Raw genomic sequence first — 17,581 nt, forward strand, 5'->3', positions numbered from 1 at the left:
CCGACCTCGGACTCGAATGGGCAGCTGCTTAGAACTGTTTCACATCCTCTTTTCACAGTTCAGGGCAGCGAGGTCAGGTGGGAGCGCGGAGGGCTCCGTTCGGAGAAGCGTCGTGGCGACGCCTTCCCGTGCGGATGCCCAGTCTCGGCTGTTTGGTCGTGTGGGCCTCGGTAGCGGCTGCATAGTTAGGGCACGGTTGGAGGCTCGGGGTGCTGGCGTAGCCAGTGCTGGAGTTCACGGTGGCGGTATTGGTAGGCGGTCCGCTGTAGCGCATGAGTCCTGCGGTGACGGCCCAGTCCAGGAACAGGCTGAGCCGGAACGGCAGGCGACGGTGCGAGCAAAACAGGAACACTGCATATCGGCGTGAAGCCTGCGCGCCGCCCGTGAGCCCGTACAGGGCGTCGCTGCTGATGGTGGCCCGGGCTTCGAGTAGAGGGAGAACCTCACCCCGGCCCCCGCATCCGGGAGCAGTAAGGGCAGGGCGTCGGCGCTGGTCACACGGTGGTCCGGGGTCCCGCGGCGCGGCGGAGCCGGTTGGCGATCGCCAGTCCCAGCCCCTCCTCCGTCGGCAGGGACGCGACGATGAGGTCGCACCCTTGCTGGTCGAGTTCGCGCAGGAACCCGTACAGCCCCCGCGCGTAGGCGGCCACCGAAGCGGGAACCTGCACTACCGCGTGTGCCGTCACCTGGGCGCCAGCAAAGGCGGCAGGAAGAAAGACGCCGACCCGGTTCCCCAGCTCCTGCGCCAACTTCGCCTCGGCGACGACCTTCTCCGGCTCGACCAGGACGACCCGCGCACGCGGCGCATAGTGCGACGGATGCTGGCCCGGCACCCGAATGCGGCTGGTTGCCGGGACCGCAAGCGGGCACCCCAGCACCGCTTCGAGGTCCTCGCGCGTCACCCCGCCGGGCCGCAGGATGCTCGGGGCCTCCCCGGTGGCGTCGACGATGGTCGACTCGACACCGACCTGGCAGGGGCCGCCGTCCAGCACGAAGTCGACGGCGTCGCCGAGCTCGGCACGGACGTCGTCCGCGGTCGTGGGGCTGACCGAGCCGAAGCGGTTGGCGGACGGGGCCGTGACACCGCCGCCGAAGGCCGACAGCAGCGCGAGTGCGACGGGGTGGTCGGGCACGCGCACGGCCACCGTCTCCAAGCCACCTGTTGCTTCCAAAGGCACCCGGCGCCCGCGCCGCAGGACCAGCGTCAGCGGCCCCGGCCAGAAGCGTTCGGCCAGCAGACGGACCGCCTGGGGTACCTCCTGGACCCAGTCGTGCAGGTGTTCCGCGCCGCTGATGTGGACAATCAGCGGGTGCGAGGGCGGACGTCCCTTGGCCTGGAAGATGCGCGAGACGGCGGCGGGGTCCTCTGCGTTGGCGCCAAGACCGTAGACGGTCTCGGTCGGGAGGGCCACCAGGCCGCCGGCGCGCAGCACACCGGCCGCCTTCTCGATGTCACTGGTTCTTGCCGTCACTCTCGCAATCCTAGATGTGTCGCTCACGCCGACCCTGGTGCGCGATGGCTGTCGCCCGGCCACGGCGACCGCCCGGCCAGGCGGTCCCACACGGCATCCGGCCTGCCGGGAACCGTACGCCCGAAGGCCTCCCAGCGCCGGGTCAGGCCCGTGAAAATCGGTTCGGTGGCCGCCGGCTGGTGCTGTGTTCCTCCGCCGCGCTGGACGCCGGCGGGCAGGAGCACGTCTGCCACCGTCTTCGTGGTCATGCCGGGGTTAACGCGCGCCGGGCAAGCAGGTCACCTGGACGGCGTGGCAGGTCAGCCGGGCAGTTCGGTATGCAGGCGGATCGTGGTGCCCTCGTCCGGTGTGGAGCGGATTTCGACGAGGTCGCACAGCTGGTGCACCAGCCACAGGCCCCGCCCGCCGATCTGCGTACGCTCGGGCCGGGAGCGGCCGGCGAGGAGGTTGTCGATGTAGCCGGCGTCGCGGAACTCGCACACCAGGCGGTGGTCCTCGCTCCAGGTGCGCAGTACGCCCTGGCCTCCGCCGTGCCGGATGCTGTTGGTGGCCACTTCGGTGGCGGCCAGGTGCAGCTCGCGCAGGCGCCGACCGACCAGTCCGTGCTGTTCGGCGCAGGCGGTGATCTTCTCCCGCAGGGCGGGCAGGTCACCGCTGGCGTAGGTGAGCTCCTCATAGGGATCGCAGGGGTGGGTGAGCGGGGCGAAGTCGAAGGGGACGTGCGGGTCGAAGCCGGTGGGTGTGGTGCGGCCGTCGCTGCGGATCTCGGGGTGGCAGCGAACCATGTGCTCCAGCGCCGCGTTCTCGCCGGTGGTGTCGTAGGGGCACAGCAGCCACCAGGCCGGGCCGTTGGCGAAGGCCTTGTTGAGCAGCCACTCGTGATAGCGCAGCTCTTCCACCTCGGCGCGGCAGCGGGCTTCCTCCCACGGCGACTCGCCGATCCCGCGCACCGGGCGGCCCTGGGCGGCGTGCTCGTTGATCCATTCCTGCCAGGCTCCGATGAGCCGGCCCGGACGGTGCGCCACGTTGGTGGTGTCGACGTAGCGCACCGAGCCGTCGCCGGGGATCTCGGCGCGCAGCAGGGACGCCTTGTCCTCGGGGACCGCGACGACGACGGCCTCACCGCCGTCGAGGGCCTCGCGGATGAAGCCCACGGTGCCTTCGAGGAACTCCTCCCGGCCGGCGTAGGGGTACAGCTCGTGCCGGTATCCCTGGCCGGGCCGTGAAGGCGCGGTGCGGGGGTCGGAGGAGGTCATGGCGCCATCACCACCGGGATCGAAGGGTCTGCGAAGCCGGACAGCTCCCAGGCCAGGCGTACGGTTTCGTTCGTGCCCTCGAGTACGACCTTGCGGTCCGGCAGGGATCTGGCCGTGTCCGCGAGGGTGCTCATCCCGGCGGCGTCGAAGAAGTCCAGGGCGTGGCAGAGCAGGCGCACCGTTGCCGTCTGCTGCAGCAGCGTGCCGAGGATGGCGCCGAAGGCGGGCGCGCCGTCGGCATCGATGACCCCGTTCACACTCCAGCCGTCCTTTCCCGTCCGGTACACCTGGAATGCGGGTGACGCCGGACGGCTGCCCAGGTGGTGGGGGTGCACGCACCTGATCTGTTCCAGTGTAGAAGCGTCCCAGTCGCCCCCCTGGTATGCGCACAGCACCAGAGCACCGCTGTCGGCGGCGAACTCCTCCAGGTCCAGCTCGCTGCGCAGCAACTGCTCTACGCCGCCCGGAAAGCGGTCGCAGGTCACGTGGTGCAGTACGCGCAGTGAGCGGTATCCCTCGCGCTCGGCGCTGGCGGCCTCGCGCCGTACCGCGGAGATCAGGGAACCGTCCAGCCGGGCGGGATCGAGCACCATGGGGGCAAAGGCCGTGCTGGGCTGGGAGGCCGGGCCGACGATCAGCACCTTGTCGCCGAAGAGATCCCCGTCCGCGACGAAAGCACGGCTGCGGTCCATGACGTCGTCCGCAGGATCCAGCACCTGACAGACATGGTCACCGGCGCCGACCTCGTCAAGTGTCGCCAACATGCGCATCACCCTCACCCCAGCCTCCCCTCGCACCGCATGTCCACCTTAACGACCAGCACACCTCACACTTCAGCTGACTAGGTGTTTTTCAACCTCCATCGTGATGATCAGGGGCCTCTTGCCGGAGCCCAGGCCAGACGGATGTACTGGTAGCTGGCGGCACCTGGGCCAAGATGGGGACGGCCGTGATCATCGGCCTTTCCGGCATAGCCACACAACTCTGGCCGTAACACCGTTCGGTAACTCCGTTGCAGAAACGCGGTTGCGGAACGGCTACCTCTGCCCCACGGGCACCACACTGGCTCTGAACTGCGGCGTTGAGGAAGAGAAACACCTACTGACCGTGCAACAAGGAGGGGAAGCGCTGCGAAGACCATCGGACGAGCGCCGCCCGGAGCGCGATGCCCGCCTCCTTGCTGACCAGGCTGCGGGGGATCATCTGCGGGGCGATAGCCAGAGCGCACTCTCCCCAGCCGTCCTGGGTCTGCTCCGGCCACGGCAGGATGCAGCATGAGCCAGCCGTTCGGATGCAGCAGCGTATTCCTCCCTCTCGGTGATGACATCCATGATCTGGGTCGATCTTTCCGCCCGGCGGTGACGACGGGCGAGGCGGCCTTCAGCCAGCAATCACCCCCGCCGCGTGACCTGCCCGGCCGGGGGCACAGATGCCCGGCTACCGGCGGCGTGTGATGCCGAACCGGCTGCGCGGCTTCACGGCTGGCGCTTCGGCCGCGTGCCCCGAACCAGCGAGATCGTGCCCCATGGCACCGGCCCCGGGACCCTGTCCTACATCTGCTGACCGATGGTCAGGCCGGGAGGGCGTTCATGGCGGCCTGCCACGGGTAGGCGTCAAGGTCGCCATGCTTGGGCTTGTGGGGCACGAATCCGCCCTCCCCGAGCAGCACGGCGACGCCCGCTTCACGCAGGAAGGCGACGTGACCGGCCACGGCCGGGTGGGCGGCCTGGGCGTCATTGAAGTGGGGCAGGGCGGTGATCGGCAGGCCGAGGCCGATGCCCTCGGTGATCAGGCCGAGGGCGAGGGTGTCGCTGATCGCGGTGGCCCATTTCGCGAGAGTGTTGTTGGTGAGCGGGGCCACGAGGATCGCGTCGGGGGCGGGCAGGACGTCCGGCTGTGAGGGCAGCTTGTACTGCCAGCGCACCGGGTGGCCGGTCAGCTCCTCCAGGGCTTCGTTCTCGCCTTCGGTGTCCTCGCTGAGCCATCGGTACGCGGACGGCGTGAGGATGACGCACACGTCCCAGCCAGCGGCCTGGGCGGCGCGGACGGGGATGTGGAGGCGTCGGGCGGGCGGGGCAGCGCAGGCGATGAGGTACAGGGTGCGTGCGGTCATCGCGGGCCGCCCTGGCCGGGCAGCGGGAGCAGCATGGCGTGGAAGAGCGGTGCGTCGGGGATGTGGGGACGGAGGTCTCCGAGGGTCTGCCATCCCCAGCTCTCGTACAGCGCGTGGACCTTGGGGTGGGTCTGGTCGACCAGGAGCGTGGCGCGTTCCTCGGTGCGCGTTTCGAGCAGTGCGTCGTGCAGGCGGCGGGCGGTGCCGGTCTTGCGCCAGGGTTCGCGGACCATCAGCTCGGAGAGGGCGTAGGTGCGGGTGCCGGTCTCGGCGACGACGTCGGCGGGCACCTCGGTGAGCAGTCCGCGCCACCACCGTGCGTCCTTGGGCAGGGGTGCCCCGTAGGCGTAGCCGACCGCTTGGTCGTCGGCGGTGTAGCCGATGACGCAGCTCCAGCCGGGCCGCTGCGTCCATCCGTCCAGGCCCTGGGCGAAGCGGTCGACGGAGGCGAACGGATCGTTCTCGGCGGCCTTCGCGTAGACCTCGGCGTACACCTGCAAGAGCAGCGGGCGCAGTTCGGCGGCGTCGCGGTGGTCGTAGTGCCGTATGTCGATCTCGGTCACGGGTCTCCTAGGCGGTGGCAAGGGTGCGGTGGACAGCAGCGAGCCGGTCGCTGATGTGCCGGCTGCTGAGGGCGGAGGTGTCCACGGCCGCGGCGGTGGCATGGGCACGGTGCAGGTCGCCCTGGGCGACTTGGAGTTCGGCGAGCTGGACGCCGTAGTACGCCTTGTTGCGGCGCATGTTCGGGGAGAGGAGCTGCAGGGCCTGGGCGGTGGCGACTTCGGCGTCGGGCAGGCGTCCCATGGCCTTGTGGGCGATGGCGGACAGCCCGGTGATCTCGGCGGCGTCCAGGAAGCGCAGCCAGGGCGGCGGGGGCTCGGCGGTGTCGAAGCGGTCGTGGGCGGCCTCGGCGGCGAGGACGGAGCGGGCGGCCGCGCGGTAGTCGCCGGCGCGGGCGTGGCCGATGGCCAGGCGGGAGTGGAGCAGGGCGGCGATGCGCGGGTCCTGGCGGGCCTGGCGGGAGTTGAGTGCGGCGCGGTTGATCTGGAGGGCCTCGCGGTGGCGGCCTTCGGTGCGGGCCTGCATGGAGAGGTTGGACCAGGCGCGGGCCTGGCCGCGCTTGTCGTCGGCGAGGATCGCGCTTTGCAGGGCGGCGGCGTGGTGCAGGCGGGCCGCCTCGTCTTGGCCGTCGTCGTGCGCGGCCCATCCGGCGGCGGAGTACAGGCCGCTGATGGAGGCGTGAAGGGCCTTTTCGACGCCGGGCCCGTAGGTGCAGCCGTCAACAGCGTCGCGCAGTCGGCCGATGTAAGCGGTGGCCACCGTGAGGAGCGGGCCGCCGCCGATCGCGTTGAAGTGCGCGTCCAGGCGCCCGATCGCTCCGTTGATGCGCTGGATGTCGGTGAAGGTGAGCCGCCCGCTGACCGGTGTCTCCTCCAGCCCCAGGACCAGGGCGACGGACGCGGCGGTGGACCCGACCACGAAGGTGCGGCGCTTCACATCTGCCTCCTCATCCCGGTCGGCAGCCCAGGGCGGAGGGGTGGGCAAACGGCTGCTCGCGCCACGGGGCACGAACCCCATCGCCTCGGGAGGCCGGTCGAAAATCTCCACGAGAGGCAGAAGGTAACGCGCGGTCGGCCAGCGCACCTTGCCCGCGGCCCAGCGCCGCACGTCCCGGTCGGTGCATGCGCCGGGCCGCCCGAAGATGTGCCCGCTGATGCGGTTGACATCCCTGGCCAAGCCCCGGTGGCTGTACCCGTACTCACGCAGCAGGTTCGCGAAGATGGCGTTGCGCTGGGTGTCCATGGGTGCCCCCGCGGCGGGTGTGTCCGTGGTGCGACGGTAGTCCCGCCACGCCCTTCCGGTAGGTAAAACTGTCCGCCTCTCAGTCGGTAACTGCCCGCCTTTTGACCTGATCCCACCCGCACGGAGGGGAGTTGTCTGGACGGAACGTGTCAGGCAATCAGCAGGGAGAGCGCCGTGGCGAACCCACCCGCCGCCGGCCAGACGGCGAAGAACACGACCAAGCCGACCAAGCCTCCGGCGCCGACGTGGCACGAGCTGGCCCGGGTCACCGCCCGCAAGGAGATCCGGTGGCAGCGCGGCGGAACACGCACCCACTGGCTGGCCTGCGGCACCGGCTGGGATGTGGTGTCCGTCGAGCCGATGGCGGCCGGGCTGGAGGCACTCGACGCGATGGGTGCGAGCACCCGCTGTGGCTACTGGGCCATCGCCGACCATCTGCGCGACCGGCTGTACGTCGCGGTGCCGACCGGTTGTGGTGACGCCTTCAAGGACATCGGCGGGGTGCGGCTGCTGTCCCAGGGGCACCAGCTGCTCATCCCGAGCACGCACGAGGACGCCACGATCTCGGCAGACTGGATCAGTCACCCGCGCGACAGCAAGCCGCCCGCCCTGATCGACGCCGAGCGGTTCGCCGCCCATCTGCGGAGCACCGATGCGCCCACCACCCCCGAAAGGCTCCTGCCTCGTGAGTGACCGTCACAGTGCGCTGTACGCCCCCTCGGGCGTAGTCGACGCGGACCTGCCGCTGGATCGCACCACCCACGAGCAGCTGTTCAGGGCCGTCCTGGCGTGGTCCGACCCGCAGGCGCTGCAGCCCGACGCCTACGAACAGGTCGGTCTCCTGCTCGCGGGGGCGGCGCGCGCGGTCGCCGACGATGTACGCGAGCTGGCCGAGCATCTCCCCCAGGACGACGGGCGTCGCGTGTTCGCCGAGCTGATCCTGCGGGAGGCCGAAGGCCGCCTATCTCAGCCGTGTCCCAGACTGCACCGGGTGCAGAACCGAGCCCGGCTGGTCCGCGCCCTGTACGAGCGCCTGGACCGGCTACAAGCCGCAGGGCCCACCGACGAGGCGACGGTCGTCGTCTCTCCCTGAGCCGTCTCTCGGCGCCTCCCCCCGAGGGCCCGGGCGGCGAACGAAGCCCCCGGCGGCCGCTCCATCGAGCGCCGCCGGGGGCTTCTCCACTCAGAACCCATCTCTGAACCTCTGTTGATCTTGAACACGCTTCTCGCCAGGGGGAACGAGGCGCTCATGGCATTTCGGGCTCAGTGACCTGGCAGAGGGTTCTGCGGAGAGCTTGCGGATGCTTCAGCCGCCCTGGTGGTGCGGCGTCGGCTGGCGGGCGGATTTTGCCGGTACCGGGCGGGCCGGGGTTCGGTTCACGGCCATGGGGTCGTGCTCCGGTCTGGCAGGGGGCGGCGCGATGCCCAGCGCGCAGAAGGTCGGCCACGTCAGCGCCGAGCGGTACGGGCAGATCGTGGAGACACTGCGTGCCGCGGTCGAGGAGTTGTCGAAGAGTTCATTCATCATCGGCGACGGCGCGCTGGAGGTGGTCCCAATGCAGGAGCACGGCGGCCGCGCGGCGAAGGGATGACCTGCTGAGCGGTGTCGGCGTGGCTGCACCGGCTGTCGGAGGACATCGACGTCCCCTACAACACGGTAAAGCAATACCCGCCCCGCCGTGCGGCCGAACGGCGCCCCGCCGCGCCCGCAGTCCGCCCTGCGGCCCGCCTGACCTGAGTTCACATGATCGAGTGCCCTCGGTGGCGTGCCGTGCTGCTGTTCCAGTGGCGCCACCCGGCAAGCAGGGCGTTGGCGTCTTCGAGGTACCAGTTCAGCCCTGGATCATCCCGGGCCGCGAGGCCTTCGCGCATGCGGGCGAAGCCACGAAGACCCTCCTGGTAGATGCCCTGGGTCAGCGCCAGCCCCTCGGCCAGCGAGGTGTTGTGGTGGACCAGCACCGTGGGGAAGTTCAGCACGATGCCGTCCTCGCAGGCAGATCCAGTCCACCGTCGCGCAGAGCGCCCGCAGGGCGAGCCCGGTGCGACGGGTGGCTGGAGCGAGCCTCCTGTGCGCGGCGGCCGTCTGTGACTTGGGGCCGGAGCGGAGTGGTCAGGACGTGTGCGGTTTGATCTGCCAGAGCCGGTCGGCGGCGGGCTCGGCCCGCAGCAGCATGAGGTTGGTCCACTGGGCGAAGCCCGGTCCTTGGAGCGCGATGGCCAGCTTCCGGTTCTCCCGTGGCTGGATCATCGCTCCGGCATTGTCCGACCTGGGGCTGGGGTAGTTCAGCAACTCACCGGGGGTGGTCGCTGGGTCCTGGGTGAGCCGCCACTGCTGAAGAGGGTTGCCGGTGTCGCAGGGCTGGAGTCGGACCATGGCCCTCTCCGCCACGCCTTGGTTGCTGCTGTCCGGCTGGACGCACTTTCCGCTCTTGTAGTTACTGATCACCCAGTACGGTCCGGGAACGTCGATGAACTTCCACCTGTTGGAGGCGTAGTCCGCGTCTCCGTGGCGGGCGGCAATGAGATTGGTGCCGTTGTCGGTGCTGTCTTGGTCCGTCAGCACACGGGCCCCGTTGGCCCGGTTGAAGATTTCCTGTTCGGGCAGGTCGTCCGCTGAGCTCGGTACAGCCAGCAGCGACAGGAAAAGGGACGTCGTGACAGCAGTCAGAGCGGGCCGGAGAGTTCGCCAAATGCGCTTTGCCATCAGGGTTCCTTTCGTCGGTCGAATCCCAGCGTCCCCGCCCACGCAACTGGACACGCTCCATCGCCACGAACGAATGAATAGGTCATCTCGTCTCACAAGTGCGCTCAGGTCGCGCGGGTAGAGACACAGACAGAAGGGACTGTCCATGCGCAGGAACCCTCGTTCCGGCCTGAACCGACGAGCGGGCCTACAACTTTTCGACCGCATCCCGCAGCCGTGCCACGATCCGCTCGTACCGGTCCACGCTGACGGTGCCGACCATCTCCGAATTGGACACCACAACCCACCCTCTGTCAGGCCGGAGCGCGGCGCCCGCGGCCGTGAAGAGGAAGTGCGACTCGCCCGGTACCGGCAGAATCCGCCCGCCACCCCCTCCTGCAAAGGGTAACGAAGCGGAACGCAGAGCACCCGAAAGCTCTCTGCAGAGCCCGCTGCCGGGCCACTGCGAACCAAGTGCCTAGTGCGTAGGGAGTCCTCCGCCGTGGCGCGTATACGAGATCAACAGGAGTTCAAAGACGGTCTCTCAGAACGTCAGCGCGACATGCGGGGACAGGACGTAGCGCAGCCCCTCGAGGAGGGCCGGGCCGTGGCGCACCAGCGAGTCCTCGTACTCGTCGTCGGGGTCGTGGATGACGCGCAGGGCGCGCCACCGGACGGCGACCGGGTCGGTGGGGTGCTCAAGGTAGTGGCCCGCCAACTGCAGGTGGGTCTCCCATCGAAGGACGATGTCCGGGTCCTTCTCGCCTGGACGCCGCCGTATCAGCTCATCGACGTCGTCCCGGGAGACGTCCCTGGCCTCGATGCCACGTGAGACGGCGATGACGTACAGGGCGGTGGCGAGCCCGCAGATGCCGTCCGCGCCTGTCGCGTCACTGTCGTGATCGCTGAACTTTTCGAGACGGCTCCCGATCAGTTCGCGGGTACGGTCCCGTGCCTGGTCCCACTGCGCGGGGCCGCCTTGGCCCTGCCACTGATGGGACCGCTCGGTGAGCGTCGTCATCGTCATGCGCCTATTCTTCCGCCGGCGGGGAGCACGAACTCCTCAATCACGTCCCAGGTGTAGCCGCGGTGCGGATCCTGGCGCTGGGAAACGAGATGGACCCGATCGACTATGAGCGTGACCCGCTCGGGGCGCAGTGCCCGCAGTTCCCGGTTCAGGAGGCGGTCATCGAAGCTGTCGTGCCGGGCGTAGGCCAGCGTCGTATGGGGCCAGAACCGGGTCTCGCGCGGCCGGAGCCGAATCCCGGGGACGGTTTCGCAGGCGGCGCGGACCCGGTCGTTGAGATCCGTCATCCCCTCCTCGGGGTAGACGGCCGCGGTGACCGCGGTGATGCCGGGCCAGACCGGGCCGAGTTGCACGGTGAACGGCCGCATGGTCTCCAGGCGAGCCGCGGCGGCGGCACGCAGCTGCTTCAACTGCACGGCTGTTACCGGATATTGGACGCCCTGGACGGTGGCGTGCAGCCACTCCTCCGGCACCACGCTCAGGTGAGGAAACCCGGCAAGGAAGGACGCGTGGGCCCGGGCGTAGGACCGGTATGCGGGCATTTTGTCGAGCAGGACCAGGAAGTGCGGGTAGGGCCCGCCGCTTGGCCATAGCTTCTCGGGCGTGAAGAAGGTGTCCATCGAGGACCATCATCGCGTCGCGCCCGCAGTAAGCACGGCGTGCAGCGCGGGCGTTCTTCTTTCGGCCGCTCAGGCATGCCCGGCAGCCGGCTCCCACAAGGGCCGGGCGAAACCGGCCCCGTCGCAGTGGAAGCACTGGCGCCTCCAGGCGGGCTGCGGGCGTGGAACAGCCGGGTGAGGTCCCAGTGTGCGCCGCATGGGCCGGGCGTTCCCGCCGTCTGCCAAGCGTGACCTCCAGCGCGCTCTTACGTTCAACTCACTAGGGGACTGCGACAGCACGAGGCCCGGACCAGGTGTCCGGGCCTTCGTCGTGTTCCGGCTTCCGGCCCTTCGGGGTGCAGGAGCCGTGCCCGAGGAGGAGACACAAGCAGATGAGCCCTGTCACTGTCCCGCCCGCTATCTCGAACTCTCGCCGGAGGCAGTACCGATGACCAACCGCCAGACACCCCGGGCAACACCCGCGCCAATCACCACTACGCTGAACACACCCACCCTGGGCCGGGCCGAAGCCCCACAGGGACGCTCCTCAGAGAGCCGCAGCAGGACCGCCGACCGCGAGGCGCGCGCCACCCCCACGCGGACGACACCACCACAGGTGTCCGTCGTCTCTGTTCCTCCGCCTCGTAGGAGACTCCCGATGCCTCGGGAACCGCACCCACGCTCCCCCATACCCGACCGACCCGAACCGCCCGGCCCTGCCAGCGCAGGGACGCCATCGCAGACCCCACTGCTGTCGGTGCACGCCGCCGTGGTGTTCCTGGCCGCCGTCATCATCGGCCTCGTCATGGGCGGTCTCATGTTCCTCCACGACAAGTCCGTGCCCGCAGCCGTCGCGACGGGCCTGGGGGCCGCTGGAGTGAGCCTGCCCGCGCTGCACAACCTGATCGGCTGACCAGCGGTGGGGCCGAGGACACATGCTGCACCCGGCCCCACCGCCTCCATCAGGCGGCGTGGAACTGGTGGGCGGGGCCGCCACGCCACTCCACCCACTGCGGGTCGTCCCAGATGTCCTCGGGTTCGGCGACGCCGGCGCCCTCGAGGAACACAATCAGATCGTGGTCGTTGTAGGCGGTGCCCAGGATCTCGTCGCGCCCGCTGTGGTGCACGGTGACTCTCCGGCCGCCCGAGTCGGAGGGCCGGTGCACGACGATCGACGCGCTGCTCACGCCTTCCAGCGTGCCCGGACCTGTTCGGTGGGCGAATCAGCCCGGGGCGTCATGCGTCACCTGCGGAAGCGGGAGAGCCAGGTTCCCCCGGTCTTCTGCTCGGGCACGGACTGGCCCCGCTCCTGCTCCTGATCCTGGTGCCGAGACCTGACCGTCCAGCCCTGCTCGATCCAGGACTGCTCAATTCCTGCCTTCTTCTGCTGGTCGCAGCCCCCGCACAGAGTCGGATTGGCCTCCGGGGGGCGGCTGCCCCAGCCAACGCGCTCCACCGCCTGCCACCGCTCGTCGGTGAAAGCCGCCCCACACTCGGTACACCTCGGACGACGGGCGTAGCGCAGGAAGGGCTTCTGCTTGGCCCAGCCGGGAAGTGGCTCCGGGCGCTCGGGACGGTCGGCTTCTTGGGTGACGGCGCTGGCCTGCTTGCAGGCGTCGCACAGGTGCGGATGGGAGTCCGTTGGGCCGTTCCAGTCCGTTGCCTGTACCGCTGCCCATCGTTCGTCGGTGAACTTCGCCCCGCAGCCGGCGCAGACGGGGCGGCGGGCCTCACGCTCGGCTGCCTTCTTCGCCGCCTGCTCCCGGGTTGCCCGCCGCAGCTTCGCCTGGTGCTCCTCCTGGCGGGCCCTGGTCTCCGCGCGGGCGCGGGCCTCGGCCGCCTCGCGGCGGGGATTGCCGATCGCTTCGAGCAGGGACTGCATGTGACCGCGGCCGAAGCGGAGGAACACCGGGGCGGCCGGGCCGTGCTCGCGTAGTTGGTTCAGTCCGGTCGCGATGATCGGGATGCTGCCGTCGTAGATGTGGAAGCCTTTCTCCCGCTCCCCCTGCCACAGGTGCCGGGTCAGCTCCTGCAGACGTGGGACGGTGCGGTTGGGGTTGCGCTCGCCGATCCGGTTGAACACCAGCAGCACGGGCGGATGCGCCGCGTCGCCGGTCCAGGTGGCCGGAGCGCTCCAGCGGGTGCGCCACATCGGGCGCTCCGTGCCATCGGTGTCCTTCACCCGGCGGCGGAAGAACCGGGCGTACTTCTCCAGCTTGTCGGCGAGCTCCTCCGCGGTCTCATGGCAGTTGTCGACCTCGATGAACAGCAGCGGCACCCCGTCCTGCGGAGCGGTGACAAGCAGGTCGGCTTGGGCGCCGCCCTTGCCGGGTGTGTTCCAGGTGCCGGTGGCGGGCAGCGGGACCTCGGTCCAGTACGAGGTGATCGTGCCGATCCCCTCGGGTGCGTCGACGGCGGCCCGGACGTGCGGCGGGTCGTCGGTGAGCTTGGTCATGTTCGGCTTCGGGCGCAGCAGTGCGATCACCGTCTCGTTGACGGCCATCGGGTGGGAGGCCCCGCTGGAACCGGCGCCGCGGGCGGTGGAGCCCATCTCCGTCACGGGGCGCCGCAGCTCGTAGGAGGCGGCCTCCAGACCCTTGAGGGTCAGGTTCCGCAGCCTGTCTCCCGTGTCGGTGGAGCCGCCGTTCTCGGATAGGCCGTGCTTGCGCATGTCGGAGAGGGCGCCGGTGTGTGAGGCGGTGCGGGCCTGCTTCTGCTTCGACGGGGTCGGCTTGTCGGCGTGCCGGAACGTCAGGTGCGGAGCGCCGATCCGCTGGATCTGATCAGCCGTGGCCACCTTCAGAACCCCGAGCACGCGCAGCACGTCGCCGCGGTAGCTGTTCGTCGACCCCGCCGGGTTGTTCTTCCGCTTCCCCGCCATCAGCTCTGCTCCCTCGTCGCTCGCGACCGGCCGCCAGCCGACCGCCGCTGCTGCCGCTGGCCGCGCCCGGCCGGGGAGGGCGTCCGGGCCCCCCGGAACCCGATGCTCTCCTCCACTACGGACAACAAGAGGAGAGAAGAGGGTTGTGACGGCGCAGTTTTCGCGCCGATTGCGGCCCTGACAAGGGGTTTTTCTCCAGCCTGGGATGCCGGGCACCAAAGGGGGGTCCCAAGGGGCCTTCGAAGTGGGCACCCAGGGAGCCCCCTTCGGCTTGCCCGGCGCGGGCCGGCCTCCCGGTGTGATCGGCCCAAGCGGTGCCGCTGCCCGGCCCTCGGGTGTGTGGTCGTCATCGTCTGCTCTCCTTCGCTGCCCCGGCCGGGGCGGTCATTGCGAAGGAGCAGCGTGCAACCGACCCCCTTGTCCGCGGTCTGACCGTGGCCGGTAGCGGACGTGGCCAAGGAGAAACGCGGCGGTGGCCGGGGCGGTAGCAGAGGTGGACAAGGGGTCAGGGCCGGGTTCGTGGCCGGGCCGACCACCCCGGACAAGGGGTCGGGAGGCGGGTGTCGCCGTGCGAATGGACGGAGCAGCAGGCGGCCCAACCATCGAAAATGCAGGTCGAGGTGTCGGACTAGGCGGCTACATTCAGTGGATGACTTCGGCTGACCAGATCCTGACGCTGGTGCGAATCGCTCTGGACGAATTCGACGACCGTCCACTTACTGTCTCCGTCCGTCGAGCTATACGCATCGCCAGTCTGGCCGGCGACTCCCAAGTCGCGGTACGGCTGGGGATGGAGTTGCACTCTTCAGGTGGTGACCCACAAGCAAACGGCGAGGCGACACGGCGTCTGATGGCCGACCCCGCCCTGTGGGCATCCGCGGACAGTCCCGCAGAGGCCGCGATGCGCGAGTACCTCAGCGACCGCACCCTGGACAGGAAAAACCCCGAGTCTCACATCGCAGGGCACTCCCTCAGCGAGATCGATTACCTGCTCGGGATGCTCGAGCCCTCCGACAATGTGTCGCCGAGCTCCTTGGAGAACGCGGCAATGCTCAGGAAAGTCCAGGAGCTGACCCGACATCGGACGTTCGCCTATCTGTGCGAGTGGGAGCGGCGCTTCGGCTACAGCTCGATCAACGACTCGATCTTCGGCGACTACAAGGCCGTGGTAGACCGTCTGCTCAGCGTGCACGCGCCGGACCTCATCGAACGGTTCAACACGCTCTACCGCCGCCTGAACGAGGCAGCCGACCAGGACCACACCCGCCCGGCCGGCGAGGAACTGTCGCAGGCACTCACCACCTGCCGCCGAATCCTGGAGGCAGTGGTCGGCCAGGTCCTCCCGGCTCAGGCAGAGCCCTCCGCCGCAGGCTACAAGCTCGACCAGGCCTCCTACCGAAGCCGCCTATTCGAGTTCATCAAGATCGCGAACGAGAGCAAGAACGTCTCCGCGGCGACGATCGCCATGGCCGAGGGCCTGCACGCCAGATTCGCCGCGTTCGACAAGCTCACCAGCAAGGGTGTGCACGCCGACGTCGCGCTCCGCGCAGCCAACATGTGCGCCCTGAACGTCTACATCCTCTGCGGTGAAGTTCTACTCCTCAAGCAAGAGACTGAAGCCGACACCACGACAGAAGTCGGATAGCCGACGCACGGGTGGAGCGGCGGCTCCACCCGGTGGCGTCCACTCCCGGCCGGTGGAGCGCATCGAGTGGAGCAGCCGCTCCCGGACCACCGCTCCGGCGAGGACGGCGCGGTCGTACTGGAGCGGGATGCGAGGGACCTCCCATTCTCCCGCGTCCTGGCCCGAGGGCGGGGGCCGGTGCACGGGGGGGCTCGCCGATATCGGCCGGAGGCTCCGGGACGGGCCCGAGGGCCGGAAAGGTGTTCTAGGCGGCTGAACGTCGGTGGAGGGACGGGAGTGCCTGTGCGAGCCACTTGGGGTCAGCGCCTGCCGCGACCAATCGCTCGTACTCATGGTCGACGTCACGGCCAGCGCGGGCCCGCCGGAAGTGGATTCCGATCTCGCCGCGGCGTCCTTCTCCCGTGCCGAGGGTGTACCAGCAGTTGCGCTCCGCTCCCTTGTCGCAGTCGCAGGGCTTACACACGCAGTGCTCGCGAGTGGCTTGGAGCGGCATTCCCCATACCGGGTGGGTCAGGTGCGCGAGGAGCGCCTCGTGGTCCATCGGGACGTCGTGTTCGTAGCGCAGCTCGAACTTCCAGCCCAGTCCGTGCGGCCAGTACTTGAGGGAGTACGGCTTGGTCACCGTGTGGAACAGGGCGACGCGGCGCAGCAGGCCGCTGGCTACCCACGCTTGGTCTGCTTGTTCCTCCCACCAGGTGGGGTCGGCTGCCAGGTAGGCAGACTCGAACGGGGTCATCGTGGGCTCGTCCCACAAGGGGATGAGGTCGTGGTCGGAGCATGAGGCCCGGTGCCGGGTGACGATGGTCCCCCACTGCTCGGGGGCCGGCCCGGCGATCGTGACGCGAGCGTGGGTTTCTGCCAGTCCGAGGTGGAGGCCGGCTGCGTCAGCCCCGAGGACCCTGACCCCGGCGATGCCTCCGGGCTCGCGCCCTTCATCCTCGTCCGGCCCGGTGTACCGGGTCGGCAGCAGAGCCTGAAGGCAGTGCTCCGGCAGCGAGTGCTCAGGACCGAGCTTCGGATCGACCTCCACGACCAGGTGGTCGGCGCCGGGATGAACACGCGCGACGCCGGCGGGATGGGCGCAGTAGTCGATCGTGCCGCCCAGCCGCTCGAACACGGCAGCCTCCAGGCGGGCCTGGTCGTGGTTGGCGGTCGGCACCGGGTCCTGCCCTTGGAGGGCTTGGAGGTGCTGGAGGCCGGCCTGGTGCCCGATGCCGGTGCATCGGGAGCGGTAGCGGGCCTTCTGCGTGAGGAGGTCTCCGTGGCTCATGAGCGTTCCTGACTGCGAACCGTCCGGCCCCGGTACGCACAGGTAGTGCGAACAGGTTGCGTACTGCGGCAAATGGGGTCGGGGCCTGGCTCCTTCGCATCCGCTGTAGGACATCGGGGCGTCTGGCCGGAGCGCACCTTGCGGATGCTGGCCCACCGATGGGGGCCGCACAGCAGTGTGCCGTGGGGACGGCGTGCCGCCGCACCTGGCTGGCCGCTGCGGCGGCTCATTCACTCGTCCGGGTACGGCGCCGACAGCTCTCCTTGGTGCGCCCGGTGGGTGAGGTCAGCGGCCGGGGCCAGCCTGTGGTTGTTGGTGTGGGTCCTGCTGCTGGGGGTTGTGCGTGTGTTGGTCGTCCTGGCGTCTCGGGCGTGTTGCGTCGGTTTCGGCCTGTGGGGTGTGGCGGTCCGAGCGGGCGCGGGCGTCGTCGCCCGCCTTGGCGAACGCGTCCTGGAGGCGGCGCAACCGGTCGGCGGTGAGATCGAGGGCTTCCACGTCTGTGCGGGATTCCCGCAGGGCCCGCAGCGCTGTCATGTCGATCGCCTCGCAGCTGCCGGGCTTCTGCTCCTGTCCGTCGCGCTCGGAGTCGGCCGGCTCGGGCGTGAGCAGTTGTTCGGGCATTGCCGCCTGCTGGTGGGCGACGACGTCGTACGCCCGGCCCCGCCCGGCGGCGGTCGTGGTGGTGCGCAGCTTCTCGCGCACCACCACACCGGCGAGGACGGCACGGTCGTACTGGAGCGGGATGCGGGGAATCCCCCACTCCCCCGTCTCCTGGCCCGGGGCCGGGGCGCAGCCGGCTCGCCGGGATCGGCCGGGGGCTGCCGGTCCGGGT

General features: G+C 69.7%; 20 protein-coding genes. 5 read left to right on the top strand and 15 right to left on the bottom strand.

All coding sequences use genetic code 11. The features are described from left to right. Nucleotides 1-494: 494 nt before the first annotated feature. The 7 genes from ACZ4Z4_RS25405 to ACZ4Z4_RS25435 form a co-directional block, all read right to left on the bottom strand. Nucleotides 495-1,472 (bottom strand): L-threonylcarbamoyladenylate synthase, encoded by a 978-nt coding sequence (locus ACZ4Z4_RS25405; protein ID WP_468331583.1) that lies wholly within the window; start codon nucleotides 1,470-1,472, stop codon nucleotides 495-497. A 23-nt stretch (nucleotides 1,473-1,495) separates the two neighbouring features. Next, nucleotides 1,496-1,720: a hypothetical protein gene (locus ACZ4Z4_RS25410; RefSeq protein ID WP_468331586.1), complete on the bottom strand. Its 225-nt coding sequence runs from the start codon at nucleotides 1,718-1,720 to the stop codon at nucleotides 1,496-1,498. A 51-nt stretch (nucleotides 1,721-1,771) separates the two neighbouring features. Further along, the gene (locus ACZ4Z4_RS25415) at nucleotides 1,772-2,728 is read right to left on the bottom strand and encodes an anti-sigma factor RsbA family regulatory protein (RefSeq protein WP_468331589.1); all 957 of its coding nucleotides are present in this window, start codon (nucleotides 2,726-2,728) and stop codon (nucleotides 1,772-1,774) included. Beyond that, complete coding sequence (locus ACZ4Z4_RS25420) at nucleotides 2,725-3,507, bottom strand: MEDS domain-containing protein (protein WP_468331592.1); 783 nt, start codon at nucleotides 3,505-3,507, stop codon at nucleotides 2,725-2,727. The genes ACZ4Z4_RS25415 and ACZ4Z4_RS25420 overlap by 4 nt, the downstream gene beginning before the upstream one ends. Before the next feature lie 791 nt (nucleotides 3,508-4,298). After that, on the bottom strand, nucleotides 4,299-4,841 hold the full coding sequence (locus tag ACZ4Z4_RS25425; protein WP_468331595.1) for a flavoprotein: 543 nt from the start codon (nucleotides 4,839-4,841) through the stop codon (nucleotides 4,299-4,301). Beyond that, nucleotides 4,838-5,404: a GNAT family N-acetyltransferase gene (locus ACZ4Z4_RS25430; protein WP_468331598.1), complete on the bottom strand. Its 567-nt coding sequence runs from the start codon at nucleotides 5,402-5,404 to the stop codon at nucleotides 4,838-4,840. The genes ACZ4Z4_RS25425 and ACZ4Z4_RS25430 overlap by 4 nt, the downstream gene beginning before the upstream one ends. A 7-nt stretch (nucleotides 5,405-5,411) precedes the next feature. Then, nucleotides 5,412-6,644, bottom strand: coding sequence for a hypothetical protein (locus ACZ4Z4_RS25435; RefSeq protein WP_468331601.1), 1,233 nt, complete (start codon nucleotides 6,642-6,644; stop codon nucleotides 5,412-5,414). 174 nt (nucleotides 6,645-6,818) lie between these two features. Between ACZ4Z4_RS25435 and ACZ4Z4_RS25440 the strand changes: the two genes are divergently transcribed. The 3 genes from ACZ4Z4_RS25440 to ACZ4Z4_RS25450 all read left to right on the top strand — a co-directional run bounded on the left by ACZ4Z4_RS25440 (nucleotide 6,819) and on the right by ACZ4Z4_RS25450 (nucleotide 8,236). Next, nucleotides 6,819-7,337, top strand: a complete 519-nt coding sequence (locus ACZ4Z4_RS25440) for a hypothetical protein (RefSeq protein WP_468331604.1) — start codon at nucleotides 6,819-6,821, stop codon at nucleotides 7,335-7,337. Beyond that, complete coding sequence (locus ACZ4Z4_RS25445; RefSeq protein WP_468331607.1) at nucleotides 7,330-7,737, top strand: restriction endonuclease; 408 nt, start codon at nucleotides 7,330-7,332, stop codon at nucleotides 7,735-7,737. Before ACZ4Z4_RS25440 ends, ACZ4Z4_RS25445 begins: the two co-directional genes overlap by 8 nt. Before the next feature lie 328 nt (nucleotides 7,738-8,065). Then, nucleotides 8,066-8,236 carry a hypothetical protein gene (locus ACZ4Z4_RS25450; protein WP_468331610.1) on the top strand — a complete coding sequence of 57 codons (171 nt, stop codon included), beginning with the start codon at nucleotides 8,066-8,068 and terminating at the stop codon, nucleotides 8,234-8,236. 148 nt (nucleotides 8,237-8,384) lie between these two features. Here the strand turns inward: ACZ4Z4_RS25450 and ACZ4Z4_RS25455 are convergent, their stop codons facing one another. The 4 genes from ACZ4Z4_RS25455 to ACZ4Z4_RS25470 form a co-directional block, all read right to left on the bottom strand. Then, on the bottom strand, nucleotides 8,385-8,621 hold the full coding sequence (locus tag ACZ4Z4_RS25455) for a hypothetical protein (RefSeq protein WP_468331613.1): 237 nt from the start codon (nucleotides 8,619-8,621) through the stop codon (nucleotides 8,385-8,387). A 133-nt stretch (nucleotides 8,622-8,754) separates the two neighbouring features. Beyond that, a complete protein-coding gene (locus tag ACZ4Z4_RS25460) occupies nucleotides 8,755-9,348 on the bottom strand; it encodes an RICIN domain-containing protein (RefSeq protein ID WP_468331616.1) in 594 nt (197 codons plus the stop codon). 523 nt (nucleotides 9,349-9,871) lie between these two features. After that, nucleotides 9,872-10,354 (bottom strand): hypothetical protein, encoded by a 483-nt coding sequence (locus ACZ4Z4_RS25465; protein WP_468331619.1) that lies wholly within the window; start codon nucleotides 10,352-10,354, stop codon nucleotides 9,872-9,874. Beyond that, nucleotides 10,351-10,974, bottom strand: coding sequence for a 2'-5' RNA ligase family protein (locus ACZ4Z4_RS25470; RefSeq protein ID WP_468331622.1), 624 nt, complete (start codon nucleotides 10,972-10,974; stop codon nucleotides 10,351-10,353). Before ACZ4Z4_RS25470 ends, ACZ4Z4_RS25465 begins: the two co-directional genes overlap by 4 nt. Before the next feature lie 736 nt (nucleotides 10,975-11,710). Here ACZ4Z4_RS25470 and ACZ4Z4_RS25475 point away from each other — a divergent pair. Next, nucleotides 11,711-11,866, top strand: coding sequence for a hypothetical protein (locus ACZ4Z4_RS25475; protein ID WP_468331625.1), 156 nt, complete (start codon nucleotides 11,711-11,713; stop codon nucleotides 11,864-11,866). Between the two features lie 49 nt (nucleotides 11,867-11,915). Here ACZ4Z4_RS25475 and ACZ4Z4_RS25480 read toward each other — a convergent pair whose 3' ends face one another. Both ACZ4Z4_RS25480 and ACZ4Z4_RS25485 read right to left on the bottom strand, forming a co-directional pair. Continuing rightward, the gene (locus ACZ4Z4_RS25480; RefSeq protein WP_468331628.1) at nucleotides 11,916-12,140 is read right to left on the bottom strand and encodes a hypothetical protein; all 225 of its coding nucleotides are present in this window, start codon (nucleotides 12,138-12,140) and stop codon (nucleotides 11,916-11,918) included. A 56-nt stretch (nucleotides 12,141-12,196) separates the two neighbouring features. Then, the gene (locus ACZ4Z4_RS25485) at nucleotides 12,197-13,834 is read right to left on the bottom strand and encodes a replication-relaxation family protein (protein WP_468331631.1); all 1,638 of its coding nucleotides are present in this window, start codon (nucleotides 13,832-13,834) and stop codon (nucleotides 12,197-12,199) included. A gap of 649 nt (nucleotides 13,835-14,483) precedes the next feature. Between ACZ4Z4_RS25485 and ACZ4Z4_RS25490 the strand changes: the two genes are divergently transcribed. Next, nucleotides 14,484-15,479 (top strand): hypothetical protein, encoded by a 996-nt coding sequence (locus ACZ4Z4_RS25490; RefSeq protein WP_468331634.1) that lies wholly within the window; start codon nucleotides 14,484-14,486, stop codon nucleotides 15,477-15,479. Between the two features lie 244 nt (nucleotides 15,480-15,723). Here ACZ4Z4_RS25490 and ACZ4Z4_RS25495 read toward each other — a convergent pair whose 3' ends face one another. Together ACZ4Z4_RS25495 and ACZ4Z4_RS25500 are read right to left on the bottom strand one after the other, a co-directional pair. Continuing rightward, complete coding sequence (locus tag ACZ4Z4_RS25495) at nucleotides 15,724-16,749, bottom strand: hypothetical protein (RefSeq protein WP_468331637.1); 1,026 nt, start codon at nucleotides 16,747-16,749, stop codon at nucleotides 15,724-15,726. Nucleotides 16,750-17,034: 285 nt separating this feature from the next. After that, complete coding sequence (locus ACZ4Z4_RS25500; protein ID WP_468331639.1) at nucleotides 17,035-17,451, bottom strand: hypothetical protein; 417 nt, start codon at nucleotides 17,449-17,451, stop codon at nucleotides 17,035-17,037. Between the last annotated feature and the right edge of the window lie 130 nt (nucleotides 17,452-17,581).

Source organism: Streptomyces sp. NPDC030245 (assembly GCF_055572995.1).

Coding starts and splice junctions, on each gene's coding strand:
- ACZ4Z4_RS25410 (WP_468331586.1), bottom strand. CDS start 1,720: ATGACCACGAAGACGGTGGCAGACGTGCTCCTGCCCGCCGGCGTCCAG.
- ACZ4Z4_RS25415 (WP_468331589.1), bottom strand. CDS start 2,728: ATGACCTCCTCCGACCCCCGCACCGCGCCTTCACGGCCCGGCCAGGGA.
- ACZ4Z4_RS25425 (WP_468331595.1), bottom strand. CDS start 4,841: ATGACCGCACGCACCCTGTACCTCATCGCCTGCGCTGCCCCGCCCGCC.
- ACZ4Z4_RS25435 (WP_468331601.1), bottom strand. CDS start 6,644: ATGGACACCCAGCGCAACGCCATCTTCGCGAACCTGCTGCGTGAGTAC.
- ACZ4Z4_RS25450 (WP_468331610.1), top strand. CDS start 8,066: ATGCCCAGCGCGCAGAAGGTCGGCCACGTCAGCGCCGAGCGGTACGGG.
- ACZ4Z4_RS25460 (WP_468331616.1), bottom strand. CDS start 9,348: ATGGCAAAGCGCATTTGGCGAACTCTCCGGCCCGCTCTGACTGCTGTC.
- ACZ4Z4_RS25465 (WP_468331619.1), bottom strand. CDS start 10,354: ATGACGATGACGACGCTCACCGAGCGGTCCCATCAGTGGCAGGGCCAA.
- ACZ4Z4_RS25470 (WP_468331622.1), bottom strand. CDS start 10,974: ATGGACACCTTCTTCACGCCCGAGAAGCTATGGCCAAGCGGCGGGCCC.
- ACZ4Z4_RS25485 (WP_468331631.1), bottom strand. CDS start 13,834: ATGGCGGGGAAGCGGAAGAACAACCCGGCGGGGTCGACGAACAGCTAC.
- ACZ4Z4_RS25490 (WP_468331634.1), top strand. CDS start 14,484: ATGACTTCGGCTGACCAGATCCTGACGCTGGTGCGAATCGCTCTGGAC.
- ACZ4Z4_RS25495 (WP_468331637.1), bottom strand. CDS start 16,749: ATGAGCCACGGAGACCTCCTCACGCAGAAGGCCCGCTACCGCTCCCGA.